This is a genomic window from Bradyrhizobium sp. USDA 327 (assembly GCF_041262065.1).
Lineage (GTDB): Bacteria > Pseudomonadota > Alphaproteobacteria > Rhizobiales > Xanthobacteraceae > Bradyrhizobium > Bradyrhizobium liaoningense.
On the sequence record NZ_JBGCCW010000001.1, the window covers coordinates 5,238,075 to 5,263,105 of the forward strand.

General features: G+C 64.4%; 27 protein-coding genes. 6 read left to right on the forward strand and 21 right to left on the reverse strand.

The features are described 5' to 3' along the window. Positions 1–111: 111 nt before the first annotated feature. Positions 112–858: a metallophosphoesterase gene (locus ABIA42_RS24630; RefSeq protein ID WP_370120258.1), complete on the reverse strand. Its 747-nt coding sequence runs from the start codon at positions 856–858 to the stop codon at positions 112–114. Positions 859–1,075: 217 nt separating this feature from the next. On the opposite strand from ABIA42_RS24630, the gene ABIA42_RS24635 reads away from it, so the two are divergent. Together ABIA42_RS24635 and ABIA42_RS24640 are read left to right on the forward strand one after the other, a co-directional pair. Beyond that, a complete protein-coding gene (locus ABIA42_RS24635; protein ID WP_370120255.1) occupies positions 1,076–1,765 on the forward strand; it encodes an aspartate/glutamate racemase family protein in 690 nt (229 codons plus the stop codon). 128 nt (positions 1,766–1,893) lie between these two features. Beyond that, positions 1,894–2,301 (forward strand): nuclear transport factor 2 family protein, encoded by a 408-nt coding sequence (locus ABIA42_RS24640; RefSeq protein WP_370120252.1) that lies wholly within the window; start codon positions 1,894–1,896, stop codon positions 2,299–2,301. Here ABIA42_RS24640 and ABIA42_RS24645 read toward each other — a convergent pair. Further along, a complete protein-coding gene (locus ABIA42_RS24645) occupies positions 2,286–3,080 on the reverse strand; it encodes an HAD family hydrolase (protein WP_370123941.1) in 795 nt (264 codons plus the stop codon). The two genes, ABIA42_RS24640 and ABIA42_RS24645, sit on opposite strands and share 16 nt — an antisense overlap. A gap of 170 nt (positions 3,081–3,250) precedes the next feature. Here ABIA42_RS24645 and ABIA42_RS24650 point away from each other — a divergent pair, with 170 nt between their 5' ends. Together ABIA42_RS24650 and ABIA42_RS24655 are read left to right on the forward strand one after the other, a co-directional pair. Beyond that, entirely contained in the window at positions 3,251–4,099 is an 849-nt protein-coding gene (locus ABIA42_RS24650; protein ID WP_370120249.1) for an SDR family oxidoreductase, read from the forward strand. Between the two features lie 122 nt (positions 4,100–4,221). Further along, positions 4,222–5,487: a serine hydrolase domain-containing protein gene (locus ABIA42_RS24655; RefSeq protein ID WP_370120246.1), complete on the forward strand. Its 1,266-nt coding sequence runs from the start codon at positions 4,222–4,224 to the stop codon at positions 5,485–5,487. Between the two features lie 57 nt (positions 5,488–5,544). On the opposite strand, the gene ABIA42_RS24660 is transcribed toward ABIA42_RS24655, so the two are convergent. After that, the gene (locus ABIA42_RS24660; RefSeq protein ID WP_271531065.1) at positions 5,545–6,432 is read right to left on the reverse strand and encodes a dienelactone hydrolase family protein; all 888 of its coding nucleotides are present in this window, start codon (positions 6,430–6,432) and stop codon (positions 5,545–5,547) included. 686 nt (positions 6,433–7,118) lie between these two features. On the opposite strand from ABIA42_RS24660, the gene ABIA42_RS24665 reads away from it, so the two are divergent. Next, complete coding sequence (locus tag ABIA42_RS24665) at positions 7,119–7,697, forward strand: MarR family winged helix-turn-helix transcriptional regulator (protein WP_271531066.1); 579 nt, start codon at positions 7,119–7,121, stop codon at positions 7,695–7,697. A gap of 8 nt (positions 7,698–7,705) precedes the next feature. Here ABIA42_RS24665 and ABIA42_RS24670 read toward each other — a convergent pair whose 3' ends face one another. Continuing rightward, positions 7,706–8,662, reverse strand: a complete 957-nt coding sequence (locus ABIA42_RS24670; protein ID WP_370120242.1) for a hypothetical protein — start codon at positions 8,660–8,662, stop codon at positions 7,706–7,708. Between the two features lie 819 nt (positions 8,663–9,481). On the opposite strand from ABIA42_RS24670, the gene ABIA42_RS24675 reads away from it, so the two are divergent. Then, the gene (locus tag ABIA42_RS24675; RefSeq protein ID WP_370120239.1) at positions 9,482–10,252 is read left to right on the forward strand and encodes a winged-helix domain-containing protein; all 771 of its coding nucleotides are present in this window, start codon (positions 9,482–9,484) and stop codon (positions 10,250–10,252) included. 186 nt (positions 10,253–10,438) lie between these two features. Here ABIA42_RS24675 and ABIA42_RS24680 read toward each other — a convergent pair whose 3' ends face one another. From ABIA42_RS24680 to ABIA42_RS24760, 17 genes are all read right to left on the reverse strand, one after another. Next, the gene (locus ABIA42_RS24680; RefSeq protein WP_370120236.1) at positions 10,439–10,897 is read right to left on the reverse strand and encodes a hypothetical protein; all 459 of its coding nucleotides are present in this window, start codon (positions 10,895–10,897) and stop codon (positions 10,439–10,441) included. Further along, complete coding sequence (locus tag ABIA42_RS24685; protein ID WP_370120233.1) at positions 10,894–11,406, reverse strand: flagellar biosynthesis protein FlgN; 513 nt, start codon at positions 11,404–11,406, stop codon at positions 10,894–10,896. Before ABIA42_RS24685 ends, ABIA42_RS24680 begins: the two co-directional genes overlap by 4 nt. Before the next feature lie 39 nt (positions 11,407–11,445). After that, entirely contained in the window at positions 11,446–11,919 is a 474-nt protein-coding gene (locus tag ABIA42_RS24690) for a rod-binding protein (RefSeq protein WP_370120230.1), read from the reverse strand. Continuing rightward, complete coding sequence (locus tag ABIA42_RS24695; protein ID WP_271531071.1) at positions 11,916–12,335, reverse strand: hypothetical protein; 420 nt, start codon at positions 12,333–12,335, stop codon at positions 11,916–11,918. The genes ABIA42_RS24690 and ABIA42_RS24695 overlap by 4 nt, the downstream gene beginning before the upstream one ends. Positions 12,336–12,342: 7 nt before the next feature. Continuing rightward, on the reverse strand, positions 12,343–13,095 hold the full coding sequence (gene fliR, locus ABIA42_RS24700; protein WP_035670248.1) for a flagellar biosynthesis protein FliR: 753 nt from the start codon (positions 13,093–13,095) through the stop codon (positions 12,343–12,345). Continuing rightward, positions 13,092–15,173: a flagellar biosynthesis protein FlhA gene (flhA, locus tag ABIA42_RS24705; protein WP_271531073.1), complete on the reverse strand. Its 2,082-nt coding sequence runs from the start codon at positions 15,171–15,173 to the stop codon at positions 13,092–13,094. Before flhA ends, fliR begins: the two co-directional genes overlap by 4 nt. Positions 15,174–15,248: 75 nt before the next feature. Beyond that, positions 15,249–15,515, reverse strand: a complete 267-nt coding sequence (fliQ, locus tag ABIA42_RS24710; protein ID WP_027572776.1) for a flagellar biosynthesis protein FliQ — start codon at positions 15,513–15,515, stop codon at positions 15,249–15,251. Beyond that, positions 15,512–15,931 carry a flagellar hook assembly protein FlgD gene (gene flgD, locus ABIA42_RS24715; protein ID WP_271531074.1) on the reverse strand — a complete coding sequence of 140 codons (420 nt, stop codon included), beginning with the start codon at positions 15,929–15,931 and terminating at the stop codon, positions 15,512–15,514. Before flgD ends, fliQ begins: the two co-directional genes overlap by 4 nt. A 14-nt stretch (positions 15,932–15,945) precedes the next feature. Then, the gene (gene flbT, locus ABIA42_RS24720) at positions 15,946–16,356 is read right to left on the reverse strand and encodes a flagellar biosynthesis repressor FlbT (protein ID WP_370120223.1); all 411 of its coding nucleotides are present in this window, start codon (positions 16,354–16,356) and stop codon (positions 15,946–15,948) included. After that, positions 16,356–16,700, reverse strand: coding sequence for a flagellar biosynthesis regulator FlaF (gene flaF / locus ABIA42_RS24725; RefSeq protein WP_199752193.1), 345 nt, complete (start codon positions 16,698–16,700; stop codon positions 16,356–16,358). The genes flbT and flaF overlap by 1 nt, the downstream gene beginning before the upstream one ends. A 69-nt stretch (positions 16,701–16,769) precedes the next feature. Beyond that, positions 16,770–17,816 (reverse strand): flagellar hook-associated family protein, encoded by a 1,047-nt coding sequence (locus tag ABIA42_RS24730; RefSeq protein WP_271531076.1) that lies wholly within the window; start codon positions 17,814–17,816, stop codon positions 16,770–16,772. Positions 17,817–17,819: 3 nt separating this feature from the next. Next, positions 17,820–19,295: a flagellar hook-associated protein FlgK gene (gene flgK, locus ABIA42_RS24735; RefSeq protein WP_370120218.1), complete on the reverse strand. Its 1,476-nt coding sequence runs from the start codon at positions 19,293–19,295 to the stop codon at positions 17,820–17,822. Positions 19,296–19,329: 34 nt separating this feature from the next. Then, positions 19,330–20,562: a flagellar hook protein FlgE gene (locus ABIA42_RS24740; RefSeq protein WP_271531078.1), complete on the reverse strand. Its 1,233-nt coding sequence runs from the start codon at positions 20,560–20,562 to the stop codon at positions 19,330–19,332. Between the two features lie 90 nt (positions 20,563–20,652). Continuing rightward, positions 20,653–21,234 (reverse strand): transglycosylase SLT domain-containing protein, encoded by a 582-nt coding sequence (locus ABIA42_RS24745; RefSeq protein WP_370120215.1) that lies wholly within the window; start codon positions 21,232–21,234, stop codon positions 20,653–20,655. Continuing rightward, positions 21,185–22,534 (reverse strand): flagellar hook-length control protein FliK, encoded by a 1,350-nt coding sequence (locus ABIA42_RS24750; RefSeq protein WP_370120213.1) that lies wholly within the window; start codon positions 22,532–22,534, stop codon positions 21,185–21,187. Before ABIA42_RS24750 ends, ABIA42_RS24745 begins: the two co-directional genes overlap by 50 nt. Beyond that, a complete protein-coding gene (locus tag ABIA42_RS24755; protein ID WP_370120210.1) occupies positions 22,531–23,709 on the reverse strand; it encodes a chemotaxis protein in 1,179 nt (392 codons plus the stop codon). Before ABIA42_RS24755 ends, ABIA42_RS24750 begins: the two co-directional genes overlap by 4 nt. Then, positions 23,706–25,025, reverse strand: a complete 1,320-nt coding sequence (locus ABIA42_RS24760; protein ID WP_370120207.1) for a MotB family protein — start codon at positions 25,023–25,025, stop codon at positions 23,706–23,708. The genes ABIA42_RS24755 and ABIA42_RS24760 overlap by 4 nt, the downstream gene beginning before the upstream one ends. Between the last annotated feature and the right edge of the window lie 6 nt (positions 25,026–25,031).

The following is a 25,031-nucleotide window of genomic DNA, read 5'->3' on the forward strand; positions in this document are numbered from 1 at the left end:
CCGCCCGTGTCGCGGCCACCCCGGACCAGATCCGTGAACAGATACCGGAGCGCTTCGAGGTCCGCAGCGTCAGCGCGGCACCATGGAGCGCCGTTCTGACCTGGTGCCGGCCTAACTTCGCTCCGGCCGAACCCAACCGGTTGCAATCGCGCTTGCCCAGGTGAGCATGCCCTTGCTGCGCGCCAATGCGGCCATGGCTGCGCTATCGTAGGGCACATAGCGGATCATCGCGCTCCAGGCGCGTCCGGCATGCTCCAATATGGCGTAGCACGCGTGGGGCGTGCCGACCTCAACCACGTAAGGCACAGGCAACTTCCCGTCGTAACCAGGCAGCCCGACGCTGCCGGGGTTTACGACCAGTCGACCATTCCTCAGACGAACGACCCTCGGAATGTGAGTGTGCCCGCACAGGATGACCTGAGCAGTGATCCCCGCGGCTTCGAACTCGATCGCCTCGATCGGACTGGCGCGCACGCCGCCGTCATCGGCTATATGATCGAGCCAGAAGGCGGCATCGTTCCCAGGTGACGCATGGCACAGGAACACGCGGTCTCTGTACATCAGCGTGGGTGGCATGCTGGCCATCCAGTCGAAATGCTTGCGCGCGAGTTGCTGGAAATCGCTGCGCGCCGAAGTACCCGCCTGCCGGAGCTCCAGGAGGATTCGATCCTGATCGCCCCGCACCGACGGAAAGCCCCGCTCGATGAGCAGGTCTGCGGTTCTTGCCGCCTCGAGCGGTCCGCTGACGTGGTCTCCAAGATTTACGACGTCCTCGATACCGTGCGCGGCAATGTCCGCAAGGACGGCGTCCAGCGCCGGGAGATTCCCGTGCACATCCGCGATCGCAGCAAATTTCATTTGACCCTCCCAGTCGAGATGGCCGACGATTCACTCATGCGGGACGATGCAGGGATAGCGGTTCTCTTTAGCTGCATTTGTAGAAGCGCCCGCAAGCTGAGGATCAAATCGGCGCGGGGGAACAATGACACAACGAAGGTGCCGCAATCAAGGGACGGCTACCGAGCTTCGGCGTCTTCGTCTACGATCCGATTGAATCACTGCTGGGAGCACTGGAATGCAAACCATCGGCCTGATCGGCGGCATGAGCTGGGGGAGCACCGCGCTCTACTACAAGCTGATCAACGAGCGGGTTCGCGACCGCATGGGCAAGCTGCATTCGGCACCCTTGTTGCTGTATTCCTACGATTTCGAGGAGATCAAACAGATGCAGTATGCCGGCCGCTGGCAGGAGGCGGCGGCCAGCCTGGCGGAAGTCGCACGGCGGCTCGAAAGCGCCGGGGCGCGTGCGATCGTGCTCTGCACGAACACGATGCATAAACTGGCGCCCGAGATCACGGCCAGCGTGACCGTTCCGTTCATCGACATCGGCGACGCGACGGCGCAGCGGATTCGGGCCAAGGGATACCGGCGGGTCGGGCTGCTCGGCACCAAGTTCACGATGGAGCAGGATTTCTACATCGATCGGTTGCGCGCGCATGATCTCGATGTGCTGATTCCTCCGGCCGACGAGCGCGCCGACGTGAACCGCATCATCTACGACGAGCTGTGCCTTGGGAACGTCGCCGCTCCCTCGCGTCGTCGCTATCAGGAGGTAATGGCGGCCCTCGTCGCCCGCGGCGCCGAGTGCATGATCCTCGGCTGCACCGAGATCACGATGCTGGTCGGCCAGGACGATACCTCGGTCGAGACGTTCGACACGACGGCAATACACGCGGAGACGGCAGCCGATTTTGCGATCGGATGATGCGTCTTCGCCCGCCTTCCCCCGCGTGGATCGCCCACAGAGCGGGCGCGAACTTGAATGCTGCACTGCGGCCAAAATCGACGGAAGTCGCGCTTGATTTTTGCCTGCCCTTGCCCCACCCCGGAGGCATGGCAAAGGACAGCAAGGTCATCGCCGCCAACGCGGCCTTCTACGCCGCCTTTTCGACCGGCGATTTCGACGAAATGCAGCGGATGTGGGCGGATGACGACGCCATCTCCTGCATCCATCCCGGCTGGCCGGCCATCATCGGGCGCGCCACCGTGATCGGAAGCTGGCGCGACATCCTGCAAAACCCGGAGCGGCCGCAGATCGTCTGCGCCGAGCCGCAGGCGATCGTCGATGGCGACAGCGCGCGGGTGCTCTGCATCGAGATCGTCGACGGCACCGCTTTGGCGGCCGCGAACCATTTCCGCCGCGTCGGCGACGACTGGCGCCTCGTGCACCACCAGTCCAGCCCGATCGCGCAGATTGTCGAACAGGCCGAGGACGATAGAACGAGTCACCGCGTCCACTGACCGCAGCGATCACGTAGGCGTGATCTACTGTGCATGGGGTTGTTCCTCAGTTTTTTATTTGGCGCACCGAGTTCCGACAGGTCGTCCAGCACGACCCGCGCCGCGGTGAAGTCATCGTCCCCAAAGAACATGCTGCGCGTGATCAAAACCGGGATGCCGGCACGCGAGGCCGCAATCAGGCCGTTGGCGGAATCCTCAATCGCGACGCAGTCCGCCGCGCCCAGCTTCAGCCGCGCCAGGATCTCGAGATAGGCGTCCGGCGCAGGCTTCTTGTGCCGCACGTCATCGCCGGCGACGATCGCCTCGAAATCCGCAGCCCAGCGCTTGCCCAGCGCCTGCGAGAGCAGCGCATCGATATTGCCGTGCGAGGTGGTGGTCGCAATTGCAAGTCGCTGGTCGCGCGCACGGGCCGCAGCGAGCAGATCCGTCACGCCCGGCCGCAAGGGGCAGCAGCCGGTTTCGATCAGCTCGGCATAATGCGCGGTCTTGATGCGATGCAGCTCTGCGATGTCCATGTCCGACAATGGCGGAGCGGTCCCGAGCCTCGTGTGGTAGGCGCGCATGCGCTCCTTGCCGCCCGTGACCCGCAACAGCTCCTTGTAGACGGCACGGTCCCACCGCCAGTCGAGACCGTGGCGGGCGAAGGCGAAGTTGAAGGCCCGGCGGTGCAGTTCCTCGGTCTCGGCCAGGGTGCCGTCGACGTCGAAGATCAGCGCAGCCGCGCGCCGGATCAGTTCACCGGCATCGCGTCGCGCTACCGCGGGCGCTCCCGTCTGAATGATCGATCCGGTCGCCAACGACGCCTCCCTCCCGAACTGGCTGTGACGTGCGAGCATTGCCCGCAGTGGCGGGCGAGACAAATCGCAATATCTTTTGCCGGACCCAAAAATCTCTTATGAGCGTGGGGCGCCACGGCGCGAGCGGGAACTCCGACCTGCACAGGAGACGCATGCGGCTCTTCATCCTCGGCCTCGGCTACAGTGCCCGGCACTTCGTTCGCCAGCACGGCGGCAGCTTCTCGCATGTCGCCGGCACCGTGCGCGACCCCGCGCAGCGGAACGACCTCCGCCGCCTTGAGGTGCATCCGTATTCCAACGGCCGTCCGTCGCAAGAGACGGTTCAGCAGGTTCGCGACGCCGATGTCCTCCTGGTGTCGATCCCGCCCGGCAGCGCCGGCGATCCCGCGATCGCGGCGTTCGGCGACGTGCTACAGGAACGCCGCCGCAAGGTCGTCTATCTCTCGACCATCGGCGTGTACGGCGATCACGGCGGCGCGTGGGTCGACGAGAGCACGCCGCCGCAGGCCGTCCTCGACCGCACGCGCATGCGGGTTGCCGCGGAGCAGGCCTGGACGGACGCGGCGCGCGGCGATGCGGCGGTCCTGCGGCTCGCGGGCATCTACGGTCCCGGTCGCAACGCGCTCGTGACGCTGCGCGCGGGAACGGCAAGGCGCATCATCAAGCCGGGACAGGTCTTCAACCGCATCCACGTCGACGACATCGCGAGCGCGATCATGGCCGCTATTCGTTATCCGAACGGCGGCACCTGGAACGTCTGCGATGACGAGCCCGCGCCGCCGCAGGACGTGATCGCCTATGCGGCGAAGCTGATGGGCGTGGCGCCGCCGCCCGAAGAGGCGTTCGCGACCGCCGAGATGTCGGCGATGGCCCGCAGCTTCTATGCCAGCAGCGCCCGTGTCTCCAACGCGAAATTGAAGCACGAGCTCGGCGTCTCGCTGGCCTACCCCACCTATCGGCACGGCCTCGACGCGCTGTGGCGGGCAGGCGAAGGACGATAGGGTTCCTGCACTCCCACGCCTCCCAGACATGCCTTGCCCGCGCTTGACTTCATCCCGGTGCGGTCGTGATCTAGCCATCGAGCGAGCCACCACACAACGAGCTCGCCTCTTGGGAGAATGCAATGAACAAGACGATCGCCATGATCGCTGCGACTGCCGTCATCGCGCTCGGTGCGGCGCGCGCCGCGCCGCTGCCCGAAGCCAATCCCGACGACGTCGGTTTTTCGAAACAAGGCCTTGCGCGCCTCGATAGCTTCTTCGCGCGCGAGATCGCGGCCAAGCGCGTACCCGGCGCAGTGGTCGCCATCGCGCGCGACGGCAAGCTCGTCCACTACAAGGCCTATGGCATGCTCGATCCCGCCAAGAGCACGCCGATGCCGATCGATGCGATCTTTGCGCTGGCCTCGATGACCAAGCCGATGGCCGCGGTCGCCGGCCTGACTCTGATGGAGCAGGGACGGCTGCCGCTCCAGGCCAAGCTGTCCGACTACTACCCGGGCTTCGCCGACATGAAGGTCGGCGTTCCCCAGGCTGACGATTCGCTCAAGCTCGAGCCGCAGGCCTCGCCGATCTTCATCCACGATCTCTACCGGCATACGTCGGGATTGATGTACGGCGGCCGCCCGGACTCATCGAGCCCGGTGGCGCGGCAATATCCCGACGGCGTCGCGCCGGCGATCGAAGGCGACACCCAGGCCTTCATCGACCGCATCACCAGGCTGCCGCTGGCGCATCAGCCCTCGACCGAGTTCGAGTATGGTTTCTCGATCGACGTGCTCGGCGCGGTCGTCGAGAAGGTGAGCGAGCAGAAGCTCGGCGATTATCTCGCTGCCAGCGTCTGGCAGCCGCTCGGCATGAAGGATGCGACCTTCCACCCGACTGACGCCCAGCGCCCTCGCCTTGCCCGCCCGTTCACGAACGATCCGCTGACCGGCAAGCCGCAGGCCATCAAGCTCCTGGACACCCCGATCAAATTCGATTGTGGCGGCGCCTGCTCGTTCGCGACGGTCGGCGACTACATCCGCTTCGGACAGATGCTGCTCAACGGCGGCGAGCTCGACGGCCAGCGCATCCTCGGTCCGAAGACCGTGCATCACATGACGTCCAATCACCTCGGCCCCGAGATCAAGAACAAGGTGGCCAATGTCGAGCCACATCGCGGCGGCTTCGGCTTCGGCCTTTCGGTTGCGGTCCGGACCAGCGAAGGATTGTCGTCAGTCCCCGGCAATCCCGGCGAGTTCACCTGGAATGGTGCCTACGGAACGCAGTTCTTCTGCGATCCCAAGGAGCGTCTCGTCGTGGTGGTGGGGACGGCGGCCCCTGGTGAGCTCAGGAAATATTACCGCGAGCAGGTCCAGGACATCGTCTACGGCGCGATGGTGAAGTGAGGTCGCTGCGTGCAAATCAAAAGGGCGGCCGATCGGGCCGCCCTTCGAAACCATGCATCAGCTCAACACGCCGTACTTCTTGAACCAGGCCTGCGCCTGCTTCCAGGCGTCTTCTGCGGCGTCCTTGCGGTAACTACCGCGATAGTCGGCATGGAAACCGTGCGGCGCTTCGGGGTAGATCTTGAACTCGGCCGTCTTCTTGTTCTGCTCGAGCGCTGCCTTCATCTGCTCGACCTGGGCGACGGGAATGCCGGTATCAGCGCCGCCGTAAAGGCCGAGCACCGGCGCCTTCATCTCGGGCGCGAGCTGCATCGGGCTCTTCGGCCACGCCGGATTGGCAGGATCGACCAGTGTGCCATAGAAGGCAACGCCCGCCTTGAGAGCGCCGCTGTGGGCGGCATATTCCCAGACCGTGCGGCCGCCCCGGCAGAAGCCGATGATGCCGAGCCTGGTGACGTCACCGCCTTGCGATCCCGCCCACGCCACCGTCGCGTCGAGATCGGACAACAGCTCGGCGTCCGGCTTCGCGTTCACCACCAGCAGCAGGTCCTTGAGCTCCGAGACCTTGGTCAGGTCGACGCCCTTGCGGAAATAATAGTCGGGCGCGACCGCGAACGCGCCGAGCTTGGCCAGGCGCCGCGTCACGTCCTTGATGTATTCGTGCAGGCCGAAAATCTCCATCGCCACGACGATCACCGGCGCCTTGGTATTGCCGGCCGGGCGGGCGAAATAGACCGGCATCTCCTCGGAGCCGACCTTGATCTTGGCATCGCCGGCCTCAAGACCATTGGTGTCGGTCGTGACCACCCCGGCGCGCACGGGCCCGGCCGCAAGCGTATAGCCCGCCGCCACGGCCGCGGTGGCACTCATGAATCCGCGACGTGAGACCGGGGCGCTTTTGGTCAGCCCGACGACGTCGGATGCCATGGTGGTTTCGAAGCTCATCGGTCCATTCCTTCCTGCTTCCTGCTTCCTGCTTCCTGCTTCCTGCTGCCTGCTACCCCTGGGGCGACGCATTCGCCAATAGTTGCCGGTGAAACGCAAATCACCAGCCTGCGAGCACGAGTCGTCGAAATTCGAGGATGCTGCAGATCGCGGCCAAGAAGGCGGCACGCTTCAAAGTCGAACCTCGCCTGCCTGTCCATCTCCCACGGACACTCGGTCCCTGGATCGCGCGTGTACCGGACTTAACCGTCTAGCTACATTGCATCGCAACATCCATTAACCGAAAAATATGGTTCTTTCCCGGCCGGCCACACTGCGAGAGGTTGCGAAGGACGCCCCTGTTCGCACGCTCGACATGCTCGGCCGCAACAAATGGCCACTGCAGCGGCGGCAATGACAGATCATGTTGCTCGCGCATCGCATATCATCGCCAATTCGCGGGCGAACCGTCGTCATTTGATTGAAATTTTCCGAGTATCCGAGCCGCGCGATTTACTCGAACTTTCTTTGTGACGCACTAGTCCACGGCCGGAAGTTCCATCTCCGAAACGGAGAGGCTTCTTCCCCCAAGCGCGATCCGCCGCCCATCAACGGACGAAGGAGCGCCTGCGGGCTTCATTCTCGTCCACCCAGATTGCGCTACCCAAGGCTCAATTGAATAAACGTTTATACGACCTGGAACTGAAATGAACTTGGCTCGCGAATCGATTGAATTGTTGGAGCAGGCCGCGCGAATCCTGTGGTTCGAAGGCACCAAGCACGGCTTGCGCGACCGCGAATGGATGGCGCTGCGCTTCCTCTCGCGGGCCAACCGGTTTTCCCGAACGCCGTCGGCGCTGGCGAGCTACGTCGGCACCACGCGGGGCACCGCCTCGTTCATCATCGGCGAGCTCGAGCGGCTCGGCTACCTCGAACGAAAACGTTCGGCCACGGACAAGCGGTCGGTGATGTTGAGCGTGACCCAGCAGGGCAAGAAGTTCCTGGTGCGCGACCCCGTCAACGTTCTCGTCGAGGCGATTGCCGTTCTCGACGACGACGTCAAGATCCGCTTCCGCGACACGTTCCGGCACGTGTTGGACCAATCCGACGCAGCCGAGCAGCGGCATCATACCGACGTTTGCAAGCGATGCATCTTCCTGCGGGAAGATCGCACCACCACGGACGGCAAGACGACGGTCGAGTTCAGCTGCCGCCTGTTTCGTGCACCGATCGCGGAGACGGAGGTCGATCTGCTATGCACCAGCTTCGAGCATCACCGTCAATAGAAGACTGCTCAAGGCGTTGCCTTACGTGACGAATAGATGACGCCGCCGCTGGATTCCACCACCAGGCGCCCGTTCTCGTTTCTGATCTCTTCGATGCGACCGAGGCCGGGCACTTGTTGTCCCAGCACGGCCTCGATGACCCCGTTCGGGCCTTGCAGGATCGCAATCCCCTCATAGGCCTGACGGACCGACCAGCCCTTGATCGCCCGGCGCGGCACCGACGCGCGCTCGGACGCAGGCACCGAGCCCGTGAATTCGGGCGCTGCGACCGAAGCCATCATCGGCCCTTGCTGCGACACCGGCTGCGATTGCACCATTGCCGGCGCCGGAGCCTGCGCCTGGGCCTGTCCCTGGGCAAGCTTGTCGAGCTTCGCCGTCGAGGACGAGCTTACCCGCTCGATCCGGTCCAGGTTCTCGGCAAATCTGCCGAAGCGATCATTCGTCGCCTTGCTCGATTGATCGACCGCAGTGCGCAAGCCATCGAGATTTTCGGACACGCCCGACACCTGCCTGCGCAATTGCGCCACGGTCTCGCGCAGATTTCTGATCTCGGCATTGGCCGCAACGTTGTTCTGAGCGGGCTGGGTGGTGAGATAGGCGATCACGCCGGTGCAGGCGCAGACCACCAGCATGGCAGCGACCGCCAGAGTTGCGAGCGGTGCGACCCATGTCGGACGGGGTGGCGGCGGCTTCGCCACGATCACGGCCGGCTTGATCACGGCCGGCGCAGGTTTCGGGATCGCCATCTTGTCGAGGCGTGCCTTTGCACGAATGCGCTTCAGCCCCTCGAGAGCTTCCTTCGCGAGAGTTTCGTCGCTCGCCGCAGCCGATACACGCTTTGCGCTCGCAACGGGCTTGGCCGCTCGCGTCGCCTTATCCTTTGTATCGCGCGCCTCCGGAGCCGGCTGCGCCGCAGCGGAAGCATCCGCGGTCGCGTTGGGACGAGCTTGTCCATCGGACAACATGTGAAAATGCTCCGGTTCGTTCGATCTGTCGAACGATGACGTTATTTGCCGAAGCTTGCCTGAAACGTGCGCATCGAAAACTTTCCATAGTGCGCGATGCGACGCTGCAAGAGTCGACCGCGCCACACACGCGGCGATAGTGCGACTCGAAAGACACACACTCGCCAAGATTTCACCAAGCTGGAGTCCTGTCGCCACAAGTGAGTCGACTTGTCGCATGTGGAAAAGCAAACGCCAGAGTCAATCCGGGGTTGAAGACAGCTCAGTTTGCAAGACCTCTGCACTACTCAAAATAGCTGTAATTGTACGGGGATGCGGAACTTTACATCCGCCGCGGTGCAAAACTAGTTTGGAATCCAAATCAACTGATGCGATTGAGTACACCAAGAAACAACCAGAAACGTATCAACAACATCAAGCACGTGTAGCAACCGCTTTGCTGCGCACGCTTGATCGGAAATCGGCAATTGTTACGGTCCTACTCAAGTGATTCTCGCCAGTTGGCGAGGAGATCGACACAGTTCAGCAGTGTTCGGAAGCGATGAGCAACTTGGCGCAACTGATCTAGGTCGTTTCTCAATCCGCTCCGCGAGGTGATCCGCAAGGCACCCGCCGGGCCTCACGCCAGTAAGCGTTCAGTATCGAGTTGATGTAGCAGGCCTGCGTGACGCAGGCACTGAATGCGTAGGGCTGCCCGCGAATATCGAAACCATAACAACGGTTCGCGGGAAGGAATGTCGTCAAACAGCATCGTTGCCGAGCCGGAGCATCACAACAACCAACCGGCCGCAACAAGTGCGAAACAGGGGCGAAAGACTGATGTATATTATCGTTGATGATCGCGAGAGCGTCGCGAACAGCTACGTCGGAGGGCTCGTTCGCGAAGGTGTGTCGTCGATCGGCTTCTCTTCCGGAGAATTCTGGGACTGGCTGCAATCCGCGAGTGAATCGGATTTGGCAGCGGTGGACGCCTTTCTCCTCGGGGATTGCGATGCACGCGGAAGTCTGCCACGGGCGATGCGCAAGCGTTCCTCGGCGCCCATCATCGCCATGAGCGGCCAGAAGATGCTCAAGAACACGCTGGAGCTGTTCGAATCGGGCGTCGACGACGTCGTGCACGTGCCGGTTCACCTGCGTGAGATCCTCGCCCGAACGGCCGCGATCGCGCGGCGCCGGGTGGGCGAGCTGCCGAGGCCCTGTGAGAGCAGGATCCAGGTCTTCTTCAACGGCCGTGACCCCGAGATCGCGGGCCACGCCCTCACCCTGCCCCGCCGCGAACTGCGCATTCTCGAATATATGGTCGCCAACCACGGCAAGTGGATCACCAAGACGCAGATCTTCAACGCGGTCTACGGCATCTTCGAGTCCACCTTCGATGAGAGCGTGATCGAGAGTCACGTCAGCAAGCTGCGCAAGAAGCTCCGCGACCGCCTCGGCTTCGACGCCATCGTGGCCCGACGTTACGTCGGATATCGCCTCAACATCCCGGCCGGCGAGACCCTCGACGAGCCGGTGCAGGAGCTCGACGAGGTCGGGATTCTCCTGAACAGAGCCCATGCCGCCCCGGCGGCCTATCCGGCCGGAAACTGACGCGACAGGAGGCTGCCGCCAAACCTGCGACGGCCTCTGCGAGCAACTTCGCAGAGGCCGTTGTACTTTCAGCGGCAGAGACGGCAGGACGTATGCCTGCATTCGCGGCGCGACTGTCGTGGCGCCGGCGTCAGCTGGCCATTTGGGGCGCGATCCTCCCGGAAACGCCGTTCCGGATGGCTTGCTCTACGGCTTCTGCTGGAATTCTTCCTTGGACACGTAGTTGAAGTCCTCCACCAGGACGTCCTGGACGATTTCAGCATGCATCCGTTCGTTGACACGCTGCTTGATGGCCGTGGTCAGGATGGAGAGGTCGTAACGGGCGAGCTTCCTGAAGTCGAGACGCTCGTCGGCATAGATCCTGCGAAAGGCCTCGTCGACGACGAACGGTTCCGGCGGAACGTTCAGCTGGTGCATGGTCCGCCCCTCGACGGTATAGACGAAGCGCGCGACGATGTAGCCCTGCACATTGCCGTTCTCGACCATGGGCACGCTCAGTGCCCGCGTCTTCTGATATTGCAGCCCGTCGAGATATTCGTCCTTCGCCGGCAGCAGGCTGCCGTTCTCCTTCCAGTAGGCGACCGCATAGCTCGTGCCCGCGGTGAGGATGCATACCCACAGTCCGGCCAGCACCAGCCTGATCATTTTCCGTCCTGCGTTGCGCGACCGGTATAAGTGCCGTCCGATTCGGCTTCCTTGATCGCGGTGACGATGATGCTCGCGACCTCACGCACCGCATCGTAGTGCATTTCCAGAATGGAACGATTCCGCTCGAGCTTCTCGCGCAGGCGCTGGATCTCCTCGGTGATCTCGACCTCACCGCCGAGGTGCATCCGCGCCCGCATCAGGCGGACGAATTCGAGCATGCTCCGGCTCTTCCGCGCGCTGAAGTCGTCGAAATCGATCTTCCGACCCGTCGCGAGCGCGGCCGTCTCCTCCTCGACGATATTCGCGAGCCGGCGGATTGCGGCCAGCAGGCCGCGCACCTCGTCCGATCTCACCGCATCCGCGGCCTCGACCACCGCCTCGCCGCCCGCGATCGGCAGCAGGACGGGCAGCAGCGCATCGCTTGCTGCTGCTTCCGTCGTCATCATTTCGGTGTCCGCGACCGCCTGGTCCATCGCCATGGCCGTCGCACCTTCTTGTGCCTGCATCGGAAATTCACCCCTCAACTTCTGTCACCCGTTCGCAGATCATGATCCAGCCTTCCCCGCAGCGTCCGGTCGGGCCGGATGTGCTGCGGCGAGCTGCCTGGCAAGGCCAATGCCCTTGCCCTTTGCCAGCTGGTTGCCAAGCTGCTCAGCAAGCATCGACTTCCAGACGCCGCCAGCCGTGCCCTTGCCAAACACCTCCTCCGACTCCTTCGGCAACATCGTCTCGACGAAGGTCTGGAGGATGAAGGCTTCGAACTTGCGGTAAACCTCGCCGGATCCCGGCGCCTTGATCACCTGCACTGGCGGACCGTTCACTGCCCCCGACTGCGATTCCGAAACCTTCGTCGCGGATTGATCGGCGGCGGCCTTGCCGATCTCCGCGTCCATCGTGGCGGCGAAGTCGGCATCGGCGGATTTCAACGCGTCGAGCTTCGCGGTCGCCGCGCGCTGCGACACGGGATCGGCGGCTTCGAGGACATCGAGAACGAGGTCGGGTGTGGCGGTCACGATCATATCTTGTCCCGGTTGGCTGGCCGTGGCATCCACGCGCGCACGGCAGGGCTTATTCCCGTCATCTCCTCGAGCGAGCGCTTCTCCGCGTCACGGAGCTTGTCGGCGAGCGCGGCCTTCGCGACCTCCTCGAGCTGCTTCACGCGGCGGCTCTCCGCGCGAACCTGGTCGAGCTGCTGCGCGGCCTGCGCCTGCACCGCGCGTGCGCCGACGCTCGTCCTGTTCAAGCGCCGCGCGATCGATTCGCTCGACGATCCCGCGGGCGGCCTGCCATCGTTCAGGGCTCCGACCAGCCATTCCTGCTCGTCCTGCAGGCTGCGCTCCTGCTGCCGCAGTTGCACGAGCTGCCATTCGGACAACCGAAGCTGGAGCTTCACCAGCGAGACCATCCGGCCGAGCTTGTCCGCGCGCGACGTCATGACCGGGTCACTCCGCCAGCCACGACGAGACGCCGAGCATGAATTGCGTCAGCAGTTCGTCGCTGGTGAGGTAGAGCAGCAAGAAGCCGCCGAACAGCACGAAGGGCACGGAGATGAAATAGACCGGGATCGCCGGCGTCAGCTTGTTGATCAGGCCGACCGCCAGGTTGACGATCACCGAATAGACGATGAAGGGACTGGTGATCCGCAGCGTCAGCACGAACGCTTCCGAGAGGCGGCCGACGAGCAGGTCGAGCGCCATGCTGCCACCAAGCTTGCTGCCGGGCTGCCAGACGTCGTAGGAGTTCATCAGCCCGCGCAGCACCTGCCAATGCTGGTCGGTCATGAAGAACAGCGTGGTGACGGCCGCCATGATCAGAGGCACCAGGGCCGGCGCCGGATCGGTGTCACCGACCGGGGTGCCCGGGATGTTGCTCAGCCCGATCGCACTCGCCATCATGGTTGCCATGGTCTGGAGCGCGAGAAAGAACACGCGCCCGCCGAGCCCGATGACGCTGCCGACCACGAGCTCCGAGCAGATCAGGAGCGCCAGCGTCAGCGGTGCCGCGTTGTCCGTGAGCGGCTTCAGGACCGCGATCAGGATCGGCGTCAGCGCAAACGTCGTGACCAGCGCGACGAACAGGCGCACCTGGGGCGGAACGTTGACGCTGGAATAGCCGGGCACCAGCATCAGGCAGGCGCCGATGCGGCAGAACACGATGAACGTCACCAGTACGCTGTCGGCGAGGCCGCTGATCACGATACGGCTCCGAGCGCCCTGATCTCGGCACTGCGCGCGACTTCGACATGCGACAGGATCGGCAGGGTCGGGAACACCCGCTCCAGGATCATCCGGACATAGGGACGGGCTTCGGGGGTCACCGCCAGCACCACGCTGGTGCCGTTCTCGGTGAACTTGCGGATCGCGGCGCTGGCTTCGGTCGCGAACTGCTCGATCAGGCGCGGATCGGCGTCGAACTCGACGACGTCGCCCTTGGCATCGCGCTTCAGGCTCTGGTGGAACGCCAGGTCCCAGCGGTTGCCGAGACGGACCACGTTGAGCACGCCATTGTCGGAGAGGTCGCCGCAGATCTGCTGGGCAAGCCGCGTCCGCACATGCTCTGCGACCTGCTCGGAGCGCCGCACATGGGGCGCGATCTCCGCGATCGCCTCGAGGATCAGATGGAGGTTGCGGATCGACACGCGCTCGGCCAGCAGGATCTTGAGGATTGCCAGCAGGCCCGAATAGGAGATCTGCGAAGGGCAGAGGTCCTCGACAAGGCGCTTGTATTCGGGATCGAGCCGGTCGAGCAGCCCGCGCATGTCCTTGTAGGACAGGAGCTGGGCGAGGTTCGCCCTGATCACTTCGCTCAAATGGGTGAGCAGCACCGACAGATTGTCGACCGGCTTGCAGCCCTGCCGCTTGACCTCTTCGGTGAAGGCTTCCGTCACCCACAGCGCCTTCATGCCGAAGGCAGGCTCGATCACCTCGTCGCCCGGCACGTCGGGCTTACCGTCCTTGTCGACTAGCACCAGCACCTCGCCGAGCCTGAGCTCGCCATGAGCAACGCGCGTGTCGTGGATCCGGATCTGGTAGCTCTTGGGATCGATCGACAGATTGTCGGTGAGCTTGATCTCGGGAATGACGAAGCCGTACTGCTTGGCAAACTTCTTGCGGATCTTGGCCACGCGGTGGGCGAGCTCGGTGCGCGAGCCCAGGAGATGGACCGAAAGGTGGCCGCCGAGCGCCAGCTCGATCTCGGCGGTCTTGAGCTGCTCCTTCACCGATTCCTTCGCCTCGGCCTGGGCGCGCTCGTCGGCCTTGGATGCCGCCTCCTTGCGCTCCCGCGCCGCCTGCCGCCTCGGCAGCGAATAGCCGACGAAGGCCATGACACCCCCAAGCAGCACGAACGGCGCCATCGGCAGCCCCGGCATCAGGGCCAGCACGAACATCATCAGCGCGGCAGCCGACACCGCGCGCGGATAGCCGCCGAGCTGCCGCAGCACCGCCTGCTCCGCCGAGCCCCTGGTGCCGCCCTTGGAGACCAGGAGGCCCGCGGACAGCGACACGATCAACGCCGGCATCTGCGACACCAGACCGTCGCCGACGGAGAGCTTGGTGTAGACGTCGGCGGCGCGGGAGAGAGTCAATCCGTGATGGGTGACGCCGATGACGATTCCGCCGAAGATGTTGATCGCAGTAATGATGAGGCCGGCGATGGCGTCGCCGCGGACGAACTTCGAGGCGCCGTCCATGGCGCCGAAGAACGCGCTCTCCTCTTCGAGCTCACGCCGGCGGCGCTGGGCTTCCTTGTCGTCGATCAGGCCGGCGGAGAGATCCGCGTCGATCGCCATCTGCTTGCCGGGAATGGCGTCCAGGGTGAAACGGGCGCCGACCTCGGCGATACGCGTCGCACCCTTGGTGATCACGACGAAATTCACCGTGACAAGGATCGCGAAGATGATCAGGCCGATGACGAAGTCGCCGCCCATGACGAACTTCGAGAAGCCGGCAACGACATGGCCCGCGGCCTGCTCGCCCTCCCCGCCCCGCGACAGGATCAGACGCGTCGTCGCGATGTTCAGCGCCAGGCGCAGGATCGTCGCGATCAGCAGCACGGTCGGGAAGGCCGAGAAGTCAAGCGGCCGCTGAATCCATAGCGCGACCATCAGAATCAGCGCCGACAGCGCGATCGAGAATGCGAGGCCGAGATCGATCAGGATCGGAGGAATCGGCAGGAACAGGATCGTGAGCATGGTCACGATGCCGGCCGCGAAGAAGGCGTCCGCTCCGAGGCGGCGTGGGCTGGGCAGGCTGGCAGCTAACGTATCGGCCATGGGTCACCGGCAGAAGGGTCCGCCCGCAATCTGCCGCGCAAAGCTTACGCGAGGGTGGTGCCGGGGCTGTCCGGATCAGAAGCCGTGCTCGATCCGCGAATAGACCATTTCGGTGAAGGTCGAGAGATGCGCACCGATGAAGGAGCCCGAGACGGCAACGACCAGGAGAATGACGATGATCTTCGGAACGAAGGTCAGCGTCACCTCCTGGATCTGGGTCAGGGCCTGGATCAACGCGATGACGGTGCCGACCAGCATCGCGGCGCCGACCGCGGGACCGGAGGCGACGATGATGGTCCAGATCGCGGCCTGGACGATATCGAGAGCATCCCGCTCGTTCATGACTGGCTGATCGTGAGCCCGGGCCCGACGGCGACCTTCGTGCCGTCCGCGAGGGTGGCGATGGAGCCGTCGCTGTTGATGGAGACCGACACGACCTTGCCGCTGAAACTGGCACCGGTCGAGTCGGTGAAGCTGACCGTCTTCCCGATCAGCCCGTTGGCCTGCGACAAGGACTGCGAGGACAGCAGCGCGTCCAGCTTCGAATTCGTCTGCATCGCCTGCTCGACCGTCGAGAGCTGGGCAAATTGGCTCATATATTGCGAGGTATCCATCGGATTGGTCGGATCCTGATTCTTCATCTCGGCGATGAGGAGCTGAAGAAATGTATTGTAATCCACGCTGTTGCTCGACGTCGCCGAACTGGTGTCGGTCGAACTTGACCTGCTGGTGCTATCGGTCGCGCTGGTGACGTTCATGTGTCTCTCCGCTGTCAGGCAGCCTCGACTGGAGGAATGGTGGCGGCGCCGGCCAGGATGGCCTGCTCCACCGGGAACAGGGCCCGAATCCGCTTGAGCGCCTCGAAGTAGCGGGTCGCCCCGACCAGTTCGTCGACGGCGCCAAGTCCGTCCAGCATCTCGCGGTTCTCGCACACAGCACGCAGGGCGGCGTGATGCTGCGCGTAGAGCGCCGCGGCGTCGCGGACGTCGGTCGGGTTCATCAGCATGAGCTGGACGATGAAATAGAGCTGCCGCAGCGCCGTGGTGGCGTCGGACGCCTGCATGACCTGCCCTTCGAGCAGGAACATCACGTCGTTGACGAGTTCGACGGAGACCTTGCGGTCCACGCGGAGCACCGCGCCGTTGATGTAGATCCGTTCGCCCGCCCGCAAGGAGATCTTCATTAAAGCGCGTCTCGGATCAGGCGATTGATTTCGATGAGCTGCACCACGTCGTTCGACCTCTGCTCGCGAAGACGGTCGGCTTCCTTGACGACCCACAGGCCAATCGAGATGATGTCGGCGCGCAGCTTGTCCGGCAGCCCGTTTTCCGGGTGCGCGAGATCTTCAATGAAGATCGTCCACAACCGCCGCACATAGAGCAGGCTCTCGACCAGATCCTCGGCGCTGAAGCGACCCTTCTGAATCCGCTCGAGCCGGTCGATTCCGAGAGTGAGCGCCTGCCGCTCGCGGCTTCGCGCCTCATAGCCACTTTCGTCAACGACGGCTTCATAGGCTTCAAACGTCATCAGGACCACTCTTCGCAGGAGACCGAACAACTAGACAAAGGTTACGAGGCTTCCAGGGGCAGCCTTGGCTCAGAGATAATTGATGAGGCTGATCTTCTGGAGCTGCGAGGTGAGCGCCAGGGCGGTCTGGATCTGGGTCTGCAGGGTGTTGACCCGGACCGAGGCTTCGGTCGGGTCGACCTTCTCCATACCGACGATCTGATTGTTCAGAATGTCCTGCTGCGTCTTGAGCTTTTCGGTTGCGGTGGTGATCCGCTGCTGGACCGTGCCGACGCTGCCGCCGAGCGCAGCGAGGTCCGTGATGGCTTCACCGACGAGGCCGATCGCCTTGTCCACGACGACCTGGAACGTCTCCTGGCTCAGGTTTACATTCCCGAGATCGGCCATCATGGTGTAGGCCTCGGCGAGCTTGCGGAAGCCGGCCTCGTTGGCGCTGACGGACGTATCGGCGATCTCGGTCGTCGAGATGCGGCTTTGCATGGTCTGGTCGGTGGCCGATGACCAGTTGGTATTCCAGGCAGGGCTCGCGAACTCGGCATCGAACGTGGTGTCGAGGAAGGTCTGCATCTGGGCCGGGGTGATGGTGCCCACGGCGGGCGAAGATTGCGAGAAGCCGAAGGTCGCGAGAAAATCGGCGTCGACCTGATTCTTGCTGGCCGAGCCGGCGGTATAGGCCGTGATCGGCGCGTTCTGCGTGTTGATGCCCGAGAACAGATACGAGCCGTTGTAGGAGACGTTCAAGGCCCCGATCAGATCCTGGAGATTGGAGGCCGCAGGCGGCAGGATGACCCGCCCGCCGCCGTCGGTGCTGCGGGCCGCGATCAGGTCCTTGAGGAAGTCCGTCGCCGTCTTGCTGAGCTGGGTGATGCGGTTCTGCGTCACGTCCAGGCGTCCCGCGACGAGCCCGTTGGTATCGACGAGCTGATCGGCGAAGCTGAAGTCAGCCCGCAGCGTGAGGTCGCTTCCCGTCGTGGCGCCAAGCTCGAGGCCGACGTCGTAGAAGCGGCCGGTGGTCGCCTCCGTCGATGCCTTGCTCAGCGCAGCCTGGTTGTTCGTGATCGAGGACCTCAAGGACGAGGACAGCATCAAGGTCGAGACGTAGTTCGCGCTCATCATGGCTTAGTTCCCCACGGCAGCCAGCAGGCTCTGCAGCATTTCATCGACGGTCGAAATGATCTTTGACGAAGCCGAATAGGTTCGCTCGACCTGGAGCATCAACGCCATCTCGTCGTCCATGTTGACGCCGTTGACGTTCGACAACGCCGTGATGCTGCGGTTGAGCAGCGTGTTCTGGTACTCGGAGTTGTCGTTGGCGGTCTTGCGCTGGTTCTCGATCCAGCTCGTCGACGACGATGCGAAGTCGATCAGGTTGCCGCTCGGCTTGCCTTGCGTTGTTGGATCGAACGGCTGCGACGCATCCATGCCGTCGATGAGCTGCTGCAGCCGGGTCGAGTAGCCGCCGTTGCCGGCGGTGTTGTATTGGTAGGCGGGGTTGCCGCTGATCGCACCGTCGCGCAGCAGATTCGGGTTGCCGCCCTGGGCCGGATCGACCGATGCGGCGACCGAGATCGTGCCGGCGAGGCCCACCGAGACGGTGGCACTCGCGGGCATGGCTGGCGCGCCGGGATAGGTGAACAGACCGGGGACGTCGGGCAGCGCGGCGGCGGTCTGATCGCTTTCCCTGAAAGTGTTGATCAGGCCGCGCGCGATTTCGTCGAGCTGGCTCTGATAGGTGACGGCGTCCTGGTCACGCAGCTGGGCGAGGCCCGCGAGCTTGCCCGACTTCAGGGGCATCACCGAATTGGCCCCGGTCACGGGAACGCCGTCGATGTAGACGGCATTGCCCGTGGTGCCGGCGGTGTAGGCATTCGTCGGCGCAAAGCTGACGGTCCGCGCCGACTTGTCGAACAGCACGACGCCGCTGTCGGCGTAGAGCGCAGCGTCGCCGTTGGGACGGATCGACATCGTGACGCCGACCTCCTGCGACAGCTGCGAGACGATGTTGTCGCGCTGGTCGAGGTAGTCGGTGATGTCGTCGCCGGAGATCGTGCCCTTCACGATCGCGGTGTTCACGGTCTCGAACTGGGAGAGCAACTGGTTGATGTTCTGGACCGACGTCCTCATGTCGGCATCGGCGCCCTCGCGGACCGACTGCACGGTCCGGGTCGCCTGGTTCAGCGCGGTGGCCATGTCCTTGGCGGACGCGACCGCCGCCTGCGCCAGCGTGGTGTTGTCCGGGGCGTTGGCATATTTCTGCAGAGCCTGCTTCAGCGCATTGAGCTGCGCCGTCGGCGATTGATCGAGCTCGGGATCATCCACGGTCGATGCCGCGATCTTCTGGAGACCGTCATAGATCACGCTTTGCTTGGCGGACGCCGAGGTCGCGGTCAGGACGTTGGTGAACAGGCCGCCGCTCGCGGCGCGCTGGATCGCCGCGACATAGACGCCGGCATTTGGCAGGTTGTCCAGCACGGCGATCTTGCGCGAATAGCCGGCAGCGCTCGCACCGGCGATGTTGCGCGAGATCGTCGAGGACTGAATGCCCGACGCCATGAGTGAAGCGCGAGCGGAGTCGAGAGCGGCGGTAAGGGACATGGCTTGCTCTTGCCCGGAATGGGCGCTGAAGAGTTCAGCGCTTCAAGTTGACGACGACGTCGAGCAGGTCGGCACCGGTCTGGAACGATTTCGAGTTCGCGGTGAAGCCGCGTTGGGCCTCGATCATCCCGGTGAGTTCGTCCGCGAGGTCGACGTTGGAGGCTTCCAGGGCGCCGGACTGGATCGTGCCGAGCCCGCCGGTACCGGCATTTCCGGCCTGCGCGTTGCCGGAATTCAGGTTGGTCGAATAGACGTTGCCCGGCTCGGGCGTCAGATTGTCGGGGCTCGCGACGTCGGCGAGCATGATCGTGTAGAGCGTCAACTGCTGCCCGTTCTTGAGGATCGCCGTCACGTGGCCCGCATCGTCGACGTCGACCTTGTCGATGGCCGAGGGAACGCTGCCATTGACGGTCGCCTTGAAGCTGAAGTCGGTTCCGACCTGCGTCATGTTCGACAGGTCCATGGTCAGCGGCGCACCGCCGGGGACGGTCACTGTGAGACCGGTCGGGCTCGCCGCGGCCAGCGCGCCCTTGCCGGCCGCCGTGGTGTCGAAGGTGAAAGTGGTGGCGGCGCCGAGCGAGGTGCCCGTCGCGGAGTCATAGACCTCAATCTGCCAGGTATCCGAGCCGGCAGCCGTCGCCGTGTGGGACATATAGACGTCGAGCGTAACGGCCTGGCCGATATTGTTGTAGGCGACGATCGAACTCTTCGATGAATACGACGCCGGGCCCGGCGGACCGGCGATAACAGCCGCTTTCGGATCCAGATTGCCGGTCGTGAGTGTTGCCGCCGTCGACGGCACAGGCACCTGCGGAACCTGGGCAACGTTGACGATCTGCATGCCGGCCAGGCTGTTCTGCGAGAAGTTGGTCACGAGACCGGGCTGTCCCAGAAGATAGTAGCCGGCCGCGTTGACCAGATTGCCCTGACTGTCAGGCACGAAGGAGCCGGCGCGCGTCAGATACTGCTGCGTATTGTTTGCGTTCGACACCACGAAGAAGCCATTGCCCTGAACGGCGAGGTCCGTGCTCGACGTGGTGAACTGCGTATGCCCGGGATCGGTGATGGCGTAGCGGACCGTGGTCTCGACGGCGCCGGAATCGTAATTGCCGGAGCCGCTCTTCAGGATCAGCGAGGAGAACTCCGTGGAAGCCCGCTTGTAGCCGGTCGTGTTGACGTTGGCGATGTTGTCCGAGACCGTCGACAGCTTGTTGGACTGCGCAGACATACCGGAAACGCCGGTGCGCATAACACCATACAGGCTCATGAATTGGGCTCCTTTGGTAGATTGCAGCTACAATGGGGGGTCTTGCTTGCGCGGGGCTGATGATTGGAAGCGATGCACAACTTCATGTTGTCATGTCGTTTTCGGCTGACAGAACGAGCGCGCCTTGTCGGTCCACGCGCCGAACCCGCTCGAGACGAGATGAGCGACGATGTGACAGACGTAGCGCTTCTGCGCCGGCTGGTTGTTGGGACCGGCATTGTAGCGCGCGACAGCCATGGTCCAGCTGCCTTCGCGCTGCTTCAGCTCCTTCAGGAAGCGCGCGGCGTAGTCGACGTTCCTGGCGGGATCGAACATCGCCCGTACCGAAGCGAATTTGTCGCCGTGGTAATAGTGGTTGATCTGCATGCAACCGAGGTCGATGAGCTTGATCCCCTTGCTGCGCATCGTCTCGAAATTCGCGATTGCGTCATCCATGTCCTTGGCGAACACGGTCTGGCCGTCGGCACCGAGGGCGTAAGGATGGAGCGCGCCGCGCCGACCGGTCTCGGTGAGGCCAACCGCGTAGAGAATGCCGAGCGGAATACCGTGCTGCCGCGCCGCGCGCGCCATCTCGCGCTCGCAGGGACGCGCAATTTCGGCGGCCGCCTGCGCAGCGCTCGCACTAGAGATAAACAGGGCCGCGACGATGATGCGGCGCCACGTCCTGATCATGACGCGTCTCCTGGTTGAACTGGTGCGCCTGCCGGGCCTGCTTCGCGCCGCCGTCGGACTGCCCCGACGACGTGCCGGCACCACCGAACGTGCCTTGCGACTGCGACGAGGGCTGGTGCTGGCCCGAGAGCTGCGGCTGCGATTGGCCGGAGCCGCTCTGGAATCCGTCCAGCGAGCCGTGCTGGACCGGCGCGACGTCGGCGACGTAGCCCGCCGACTGCATGAGATCGCGGATCTGGTCGCGCTGCTGGTCGAGCATTTGGCTCGTGTCCTTGCGCTCGGCCGCAAGCTGGACGGACACTTCGGTGCCGACGAGACGCAGGCGCACGGTGACGTTGCCGAGCGCCGGCGGCTCAAGATTGACTGTCAGGATCTTGAGCGGCTGATCCGGCGCATTGGTCTGGGAAGCTGCAAGGTCCGGCGCCGACGCCGCCGGTGCCGAGGACTCCTTCAGCTCGGCGACGACTGCATTGGCGACCTGTTGCGGGGCGTTGAACTGCGCTGGCGGCAGATGGGTCTCCTGCTGGACCACGGTGACCTTGGTCGTCTCGGGCAGCGCGGCGCGCGCCGAGGCCTTGGCGGCACGCTCGACATTGGCCGTGACCGCCTCGAAGCCCGCTGACCCGGGCATTGCGCTCGAAGCCTCCGTGCCTTGCATCGGTGCCGACTGCGCCGCGCCCATCGCTTGCGAAGCCGCAGCCTGCGAGCGCGCGGCGGTGGGAGCGACACTGGATGGGGCGGTATCGACCGTCGCCGCCTTCGCCGCGCCTGTGCCGGAAGCCTCGCGCTTCGTCGTGGAGGACCGCTCGTCGCGCGCAGACACCTCCTTATCGGCGGACTGTAGTGGCATCTGCAGCTTCACGGCAGGCGCGGCAACGATCTCCTGCCCGACCACCACGGCAACGCCCGATTGCCCCTGGACGTCTGCTCCGGCGGCTTGATCCACCGAACGTAGTTTTTCCGACGACCTGTCGGCCTTGTTGTCGGAGGACTCCTCTGTGGCCTCCGCTCCCTCGGACGCCGCGATGCGTTCGCGCACCGTCGCGTCCTTCGGCCTCTCCTGCTCGTTGGAATGAGCCAGACGCGTGCGCAGCGTTCCCGTCTTCGCTGTCGTGTCGCTGGCACCATCGCTCAGTGCCTGTTTTGCGAGATTCGAGACGGTGTGGAGCAAATCGTTGAACGACGAATTTGCCTGCGATCTGGACCCAGCGCTCTTCGCGGAACGTGACGTCCCGCGCACGTTGAGGCTCTCGGCGAGACCCGAGAAGAGCTGTCCGGAGGTTCCACTGAGCTTGGTCATGGACGGCGGTCCCTGGTAAGGAGTTCGAGCTCGGCGAGCTGCTTCTGCGCGCGCGCGAGCGTCACGGTCGATGAGGACAGATCGAGCCGCGCCGGCGTTGCCGGAGGCTTGTCGGCGGCCGCAACGGATCCGCCCGCGAACGGCTTGCGGACGTCGAGCGCGAGCTGCACCGTGGCATTCAGAAGGGGGAGGTCGCGCTCGGGGAGCTTCGACCGGTCGAGCGCCTTCAGCTCGGCCAGACCGCCGTCATACTCGTCGGTGAGCACCCGCGAGGCGCCGCGGAAGAAATGGGCCCGCTCGCGATCCGCCGAGGCGTCGGCGCTGAGCGCCAGCGCCCGCTCGCCGGCCAGCCGGGTCACGGCCAGCCGTCCGCGCACCATCGCGGCGCGCGCGATCACGAAATACAGCTTGAGGCGGCTCGTGCGATCGATCTGCTCCAGCAGGGCTGTGATCCGTGCAAAACGGTGCTCGTCGAGCGCCAGGCTCGATTGCGTCAGCCCCGCGGAGAAGCGCTGCCAGAAATCGCCGGCATAGATCGAGTTGCGGTAGTGGCGGATATAGGCCAGCGTCAGAAACTCGAACTTCTCGAAGTCCTCCGCCTGACCCACCAGCAGGATCTCGCGCCGCAGCGCCGCCTCCTCGACGAGCGTGCCGGGCAACAGCAGGCGCGCGTCGTCCAGACGCTCGATCGCGAGCGATGCCTCTGCACGCGCGAACAGCGCGCCCTGGACCAGCGCGACCTGTCCGCCCAGGCCCGAGGGAATCGTCCGCGGCTTGACGTCCTTGAGCAGCTCCCGCGCGTCGTCCTGACGACCCTCGACATAGGCGAGCGCACCGTTGAACAGCCGCTCGTCGACGTTCATCCTGTCGCGCGGCAGCTTGCGAACGACCTGCGGTGCACCGCCGCTGAGCAGGTAGATGACCACGGCCTGGCTGTTCTGCGGATTGCTCCACACGGCGGGATCGGCCGCGAGAAACTTCTCGCCGATCTGCCGGATCAGCGCGATGTGGCTGCCGTGCGCGGCGGTGTCGCCGTTGGCGATGCCGTCCTGCACCGCCTGTAGCGCACGGACGAGCTCATAGGGCTCGCCGGACTGGGGCGCAGGCTGGGCAAGCGCGCTCGCCGCCGTGAACGGCAGCAGCAGCAAGGCGGCGCGGCGCAGCAGCCTGATCAAGGGCGTTTCTCCCGGATCAGGATCTCGATCCGGCGGTTCTGTGCGGCCGCCGGATCGTTCGGAAGCTTCGGCCGCCGGTCGGCGTAACCTTCGATATGCTCGATCCGCCGCGCATCGACACCGGAGCGAACCAGCATGTAGTAGGCCATCTGCGCACGGGCAGTCGACAGCCGCCAATTGTCGTAGGTTTCCGAACGATACGGCCGATTATCGGTATGGCCGCGCACGATGATCATGCCCTGGCGCTTGGTCAGCAGCGGCCCGATCTTGTCGATCACGCGGATCAGCTCGGGCCGCGGCTCGGCCGAGCCGACCGCGAACATGCCGAAGCTCGCATCGTCGGTCAGGCTGACCAGGAGTCCTTCCTCGACCTGACGCACCTCGGCCGCTGGCCCCGCGCCCGCTTTAATATCCGACAGCGCGTCCGCGATCGCGGACTGAAGCTGCTTGAGGGTCGGCTGCTGCGTTTGCGCCGCATCGCGCGGTTCGGACTCCTTTGCCGTGTCGTTGAGACGCGCCGGGGGGGCGGCATTGGCTTGAACGCCAGACTGGGCGCTGCCCTCGCGCGAGGATTGCGTGGGTGCGGGGCCCGGCGGCAACAGGGGCGACAGGCTTGCGGACGGACTGTCCGCGTTCGGAGCCACGCTTCCGCCGGCCTCTTCCGCCTTGGCACGGCGTGCCTGCGGCTCGCCCGGGTTTGGTCCGGCTGCACCGTCACGCGCGGACGCATTCGGCTTGGGCTTGGGCTCGCTCTCGATGAAACGATCGGCGTCCTTGGACGCCTGCGGCGCCAGCCTCCAATAGCCGGGATCGAAGGGATCGCGGTAGGCGTCGCCGCCCTTGAGGCCGTCCTCTTCGACGGACGTCAGAGCGCCGGCACGCCGCTGACCCGTGGACTGGTTCGCGCTGTTGGCGATCTCCGCGAGCGTCGCATAGGGATCGCGGAACAGGACCTTCTCCTCGTAGGAGGCCGGCTTCTCGGCCGTCGGAGAGTCACCGCGACGTTCTTCGTTCGGCCCGGCCGGCTGACGCTTGCCGTCCTGGCCTTCGAACGAGGACGGCTCCTTCTTGGAGAGATCCTTGAGACCCTTTGGAGCAGGTGCGTTCTCCGCGAGCTTGATCGGATTGAAATAGCTCGCGACCACCTGCTTCTGGTCCTGGTTGAGCGCATTGAGCAGCCACATGACCAGGAAGAACGCCATCATCGCGGTCATGAAGTCCGCATAGGCGATCTTCCAGACGCCGCCGTGATGCGCCTCCTCGGCGAAGGCGCTGCGCCGGCGGACGATCACGATCTCATGCTTGACCTCTTCCATGGCGGA

Excerpts from the sequence above, each read along its gene's own strand:
- ABIA42_RS24630 (WP_370120258.1), bottom strand. The coding sequence starts at position 858 with ATGAAATTTGCTGCGATCGCGGATGTGCACGGGAATCTCCCGGCGCTG.
- ABIA42_RS24635 (WP_370120255.1), top strand. The coding sequence starts at position 1,076 with ATGCAAACCATCGGCCTGATCGGCGGCATGAGCTGGGGGAGCACCGCG.
- ABIA42_RS24640 (WP_370120252.1), top strand. The coding sequence starts at position 1,894 with ATGGCAAAGGACAGCAAGGTCATCGCCGCCAACGCGGCCTTCTACGCC.
- ABIA42_RS24650 (WP_370120249.1), top strand. The coding sequence starts at position 3,251 with ATGCGGCTCTTCATCCTCGGCCTCGGCTACAGTGCCCGGCACTTCGTT.
- ABIA42_RS24655 (WP_370120246.1), top strand. The coding sequence starts at position 4,222 with ATGAACAAGACGATCGCCATGATCGCTGCGACTGCCGTCATCGCGCTC.
- ABIA42_RS24660 (WP_271531065.1), bottom strand. The coding sequence starts at position 6,432 with ATGAGCTTCGAAACCACCATGGCATCCGACGTCGTCGGGCTGACCAAA.
- ABIA42_RS24665 (WP_271531066.1), top strand. The coding sequence starts at position 7,119 with ATGAACTTGGCTCGCGAATCGATTGAATTGTTGGAGCAGGCCGCGCGA.
- ABIA42_RS24670 (WP_370120242.1), bottom strand. The coding sequence starts at position 8,662 with ATGTTGTCCGATGGACAAGCTCGTCCCAACGCGACCGCGGATGCTTCC.
- ABIA42_RS24675 (WP_370120239.1), top strand. The coding sequence starts at position 9,482 with ATGTATATTATCGTTGATGATCGCGAGAGCGTCGCGAACAGCTACGTC.
- ABIA42_RS24680 (WP_370120236.1), bottom strand. The coding sequence starts at position 10,897 with ATGATCAGGCTGGTGCTGGCCGGACTGTGGGTATGCATCCTCACCGCG.
- ABIA42_RS24685 (WP_370120233.1), bottom strand. The coding sequence starts at position 11,406 with ATGCAGGCACAAGAAGGTGCGACGGCCATGGCGATGGACCAGGCGGTC.
- ABIA42_RS24690 (WP_370120230.1), bottom strand. The coding sequence starts at position 11,919 with ATGATCGTGACCGCCACACCCGACCTCGTTCTCGATGTCCTCGAAGCC.
- ABIA42_RS24695 (WP_271531071.1), bottom strand. The coding sequence starts at position 12,335 with ATGACGTCGCGCGCGGACAAGCTCGGCCGGATGGTCTCGCTGGTGAAG.
- flhA (WP_271531073.1), bottom strand. The coding sequence starts at position 15,173 with ATGGCCGATACGTTAGCTGCCAGCCTGCCCAGCCCACGCCGCCTCGGA.
- fliQ (WP_027572776.1), bottom strand. The coding sequence starts at position 15,515 with ATGAACGAGCGGGATGCTCTCGATATCGTCCAGGCCGCGATCTGGACC.
- flgD (WP_271531074.1), bottom strand. The coding sequence starts at position 15,931 with ATGAACGTCACCAGCGCGACCGATAGCACCAGCAGGTCAAGTTCGACC.
- flbT (WP_370120223.1), bottom strand. The coding sequence starts at position 16,356 with ATGAAGATCTCCTTGCGGGCGGGCGAACGGATCTACATCAACGGCGCG.
- flaF (WP_199752193.1), bottom strand. The coding sequence starts at position 16,700 with ATGACGTTTGAAGCCTATGAAGCCGTCGTTGACGAAAGTGGCTATGAG.
- ABIA42_RS24730 (WP_271531076.1), bottom strand. The coding sequence starts at position 17,816 with ATGATGAGCGCGAACTACGTCTCGACCTTGATGCTGTCCTCGTCCTTG.
- flgK (WP_370120218.1), bottom strand. The coding sequence starts at position 19,295 with ATGTCCCTTACCGCCGCTCTCGACTCCGCTCGCGCTTCACTCATGGCG.
- ABIA42_RS24740 (WP_271531078.1), bottom strand. The coding sequence starts at position 20,562 with ATGAGCCTGTATGGTGTTATGCGCACCGGCGTTTCCGGTATGTCTGCG.
- ABIA42_RS24745 (WP_370120215.1), bottom strand. The coding sequence starts at position 21,234 with ATGATCAGGACGTGGCGCCGCATCATCGTCGCGGCCCTGTTTATCTCT.
- ABIA42_RS24750 (WP_370120213.1), bottom strand. The coding sequence starts at position 22,534 with ATGACCAAGCTCAGTGGAACCTCCGGACAGCTCTTCTCGGGTCTCGCC.
- ABIA42_RS24760 (WP_370120207.1), bottom strand. The coding sequence starts at position 25,025 with ATGGAAGAGGTCAAGCATGAGATCGTGATCGTCCGCCGGCGCAGCGCC.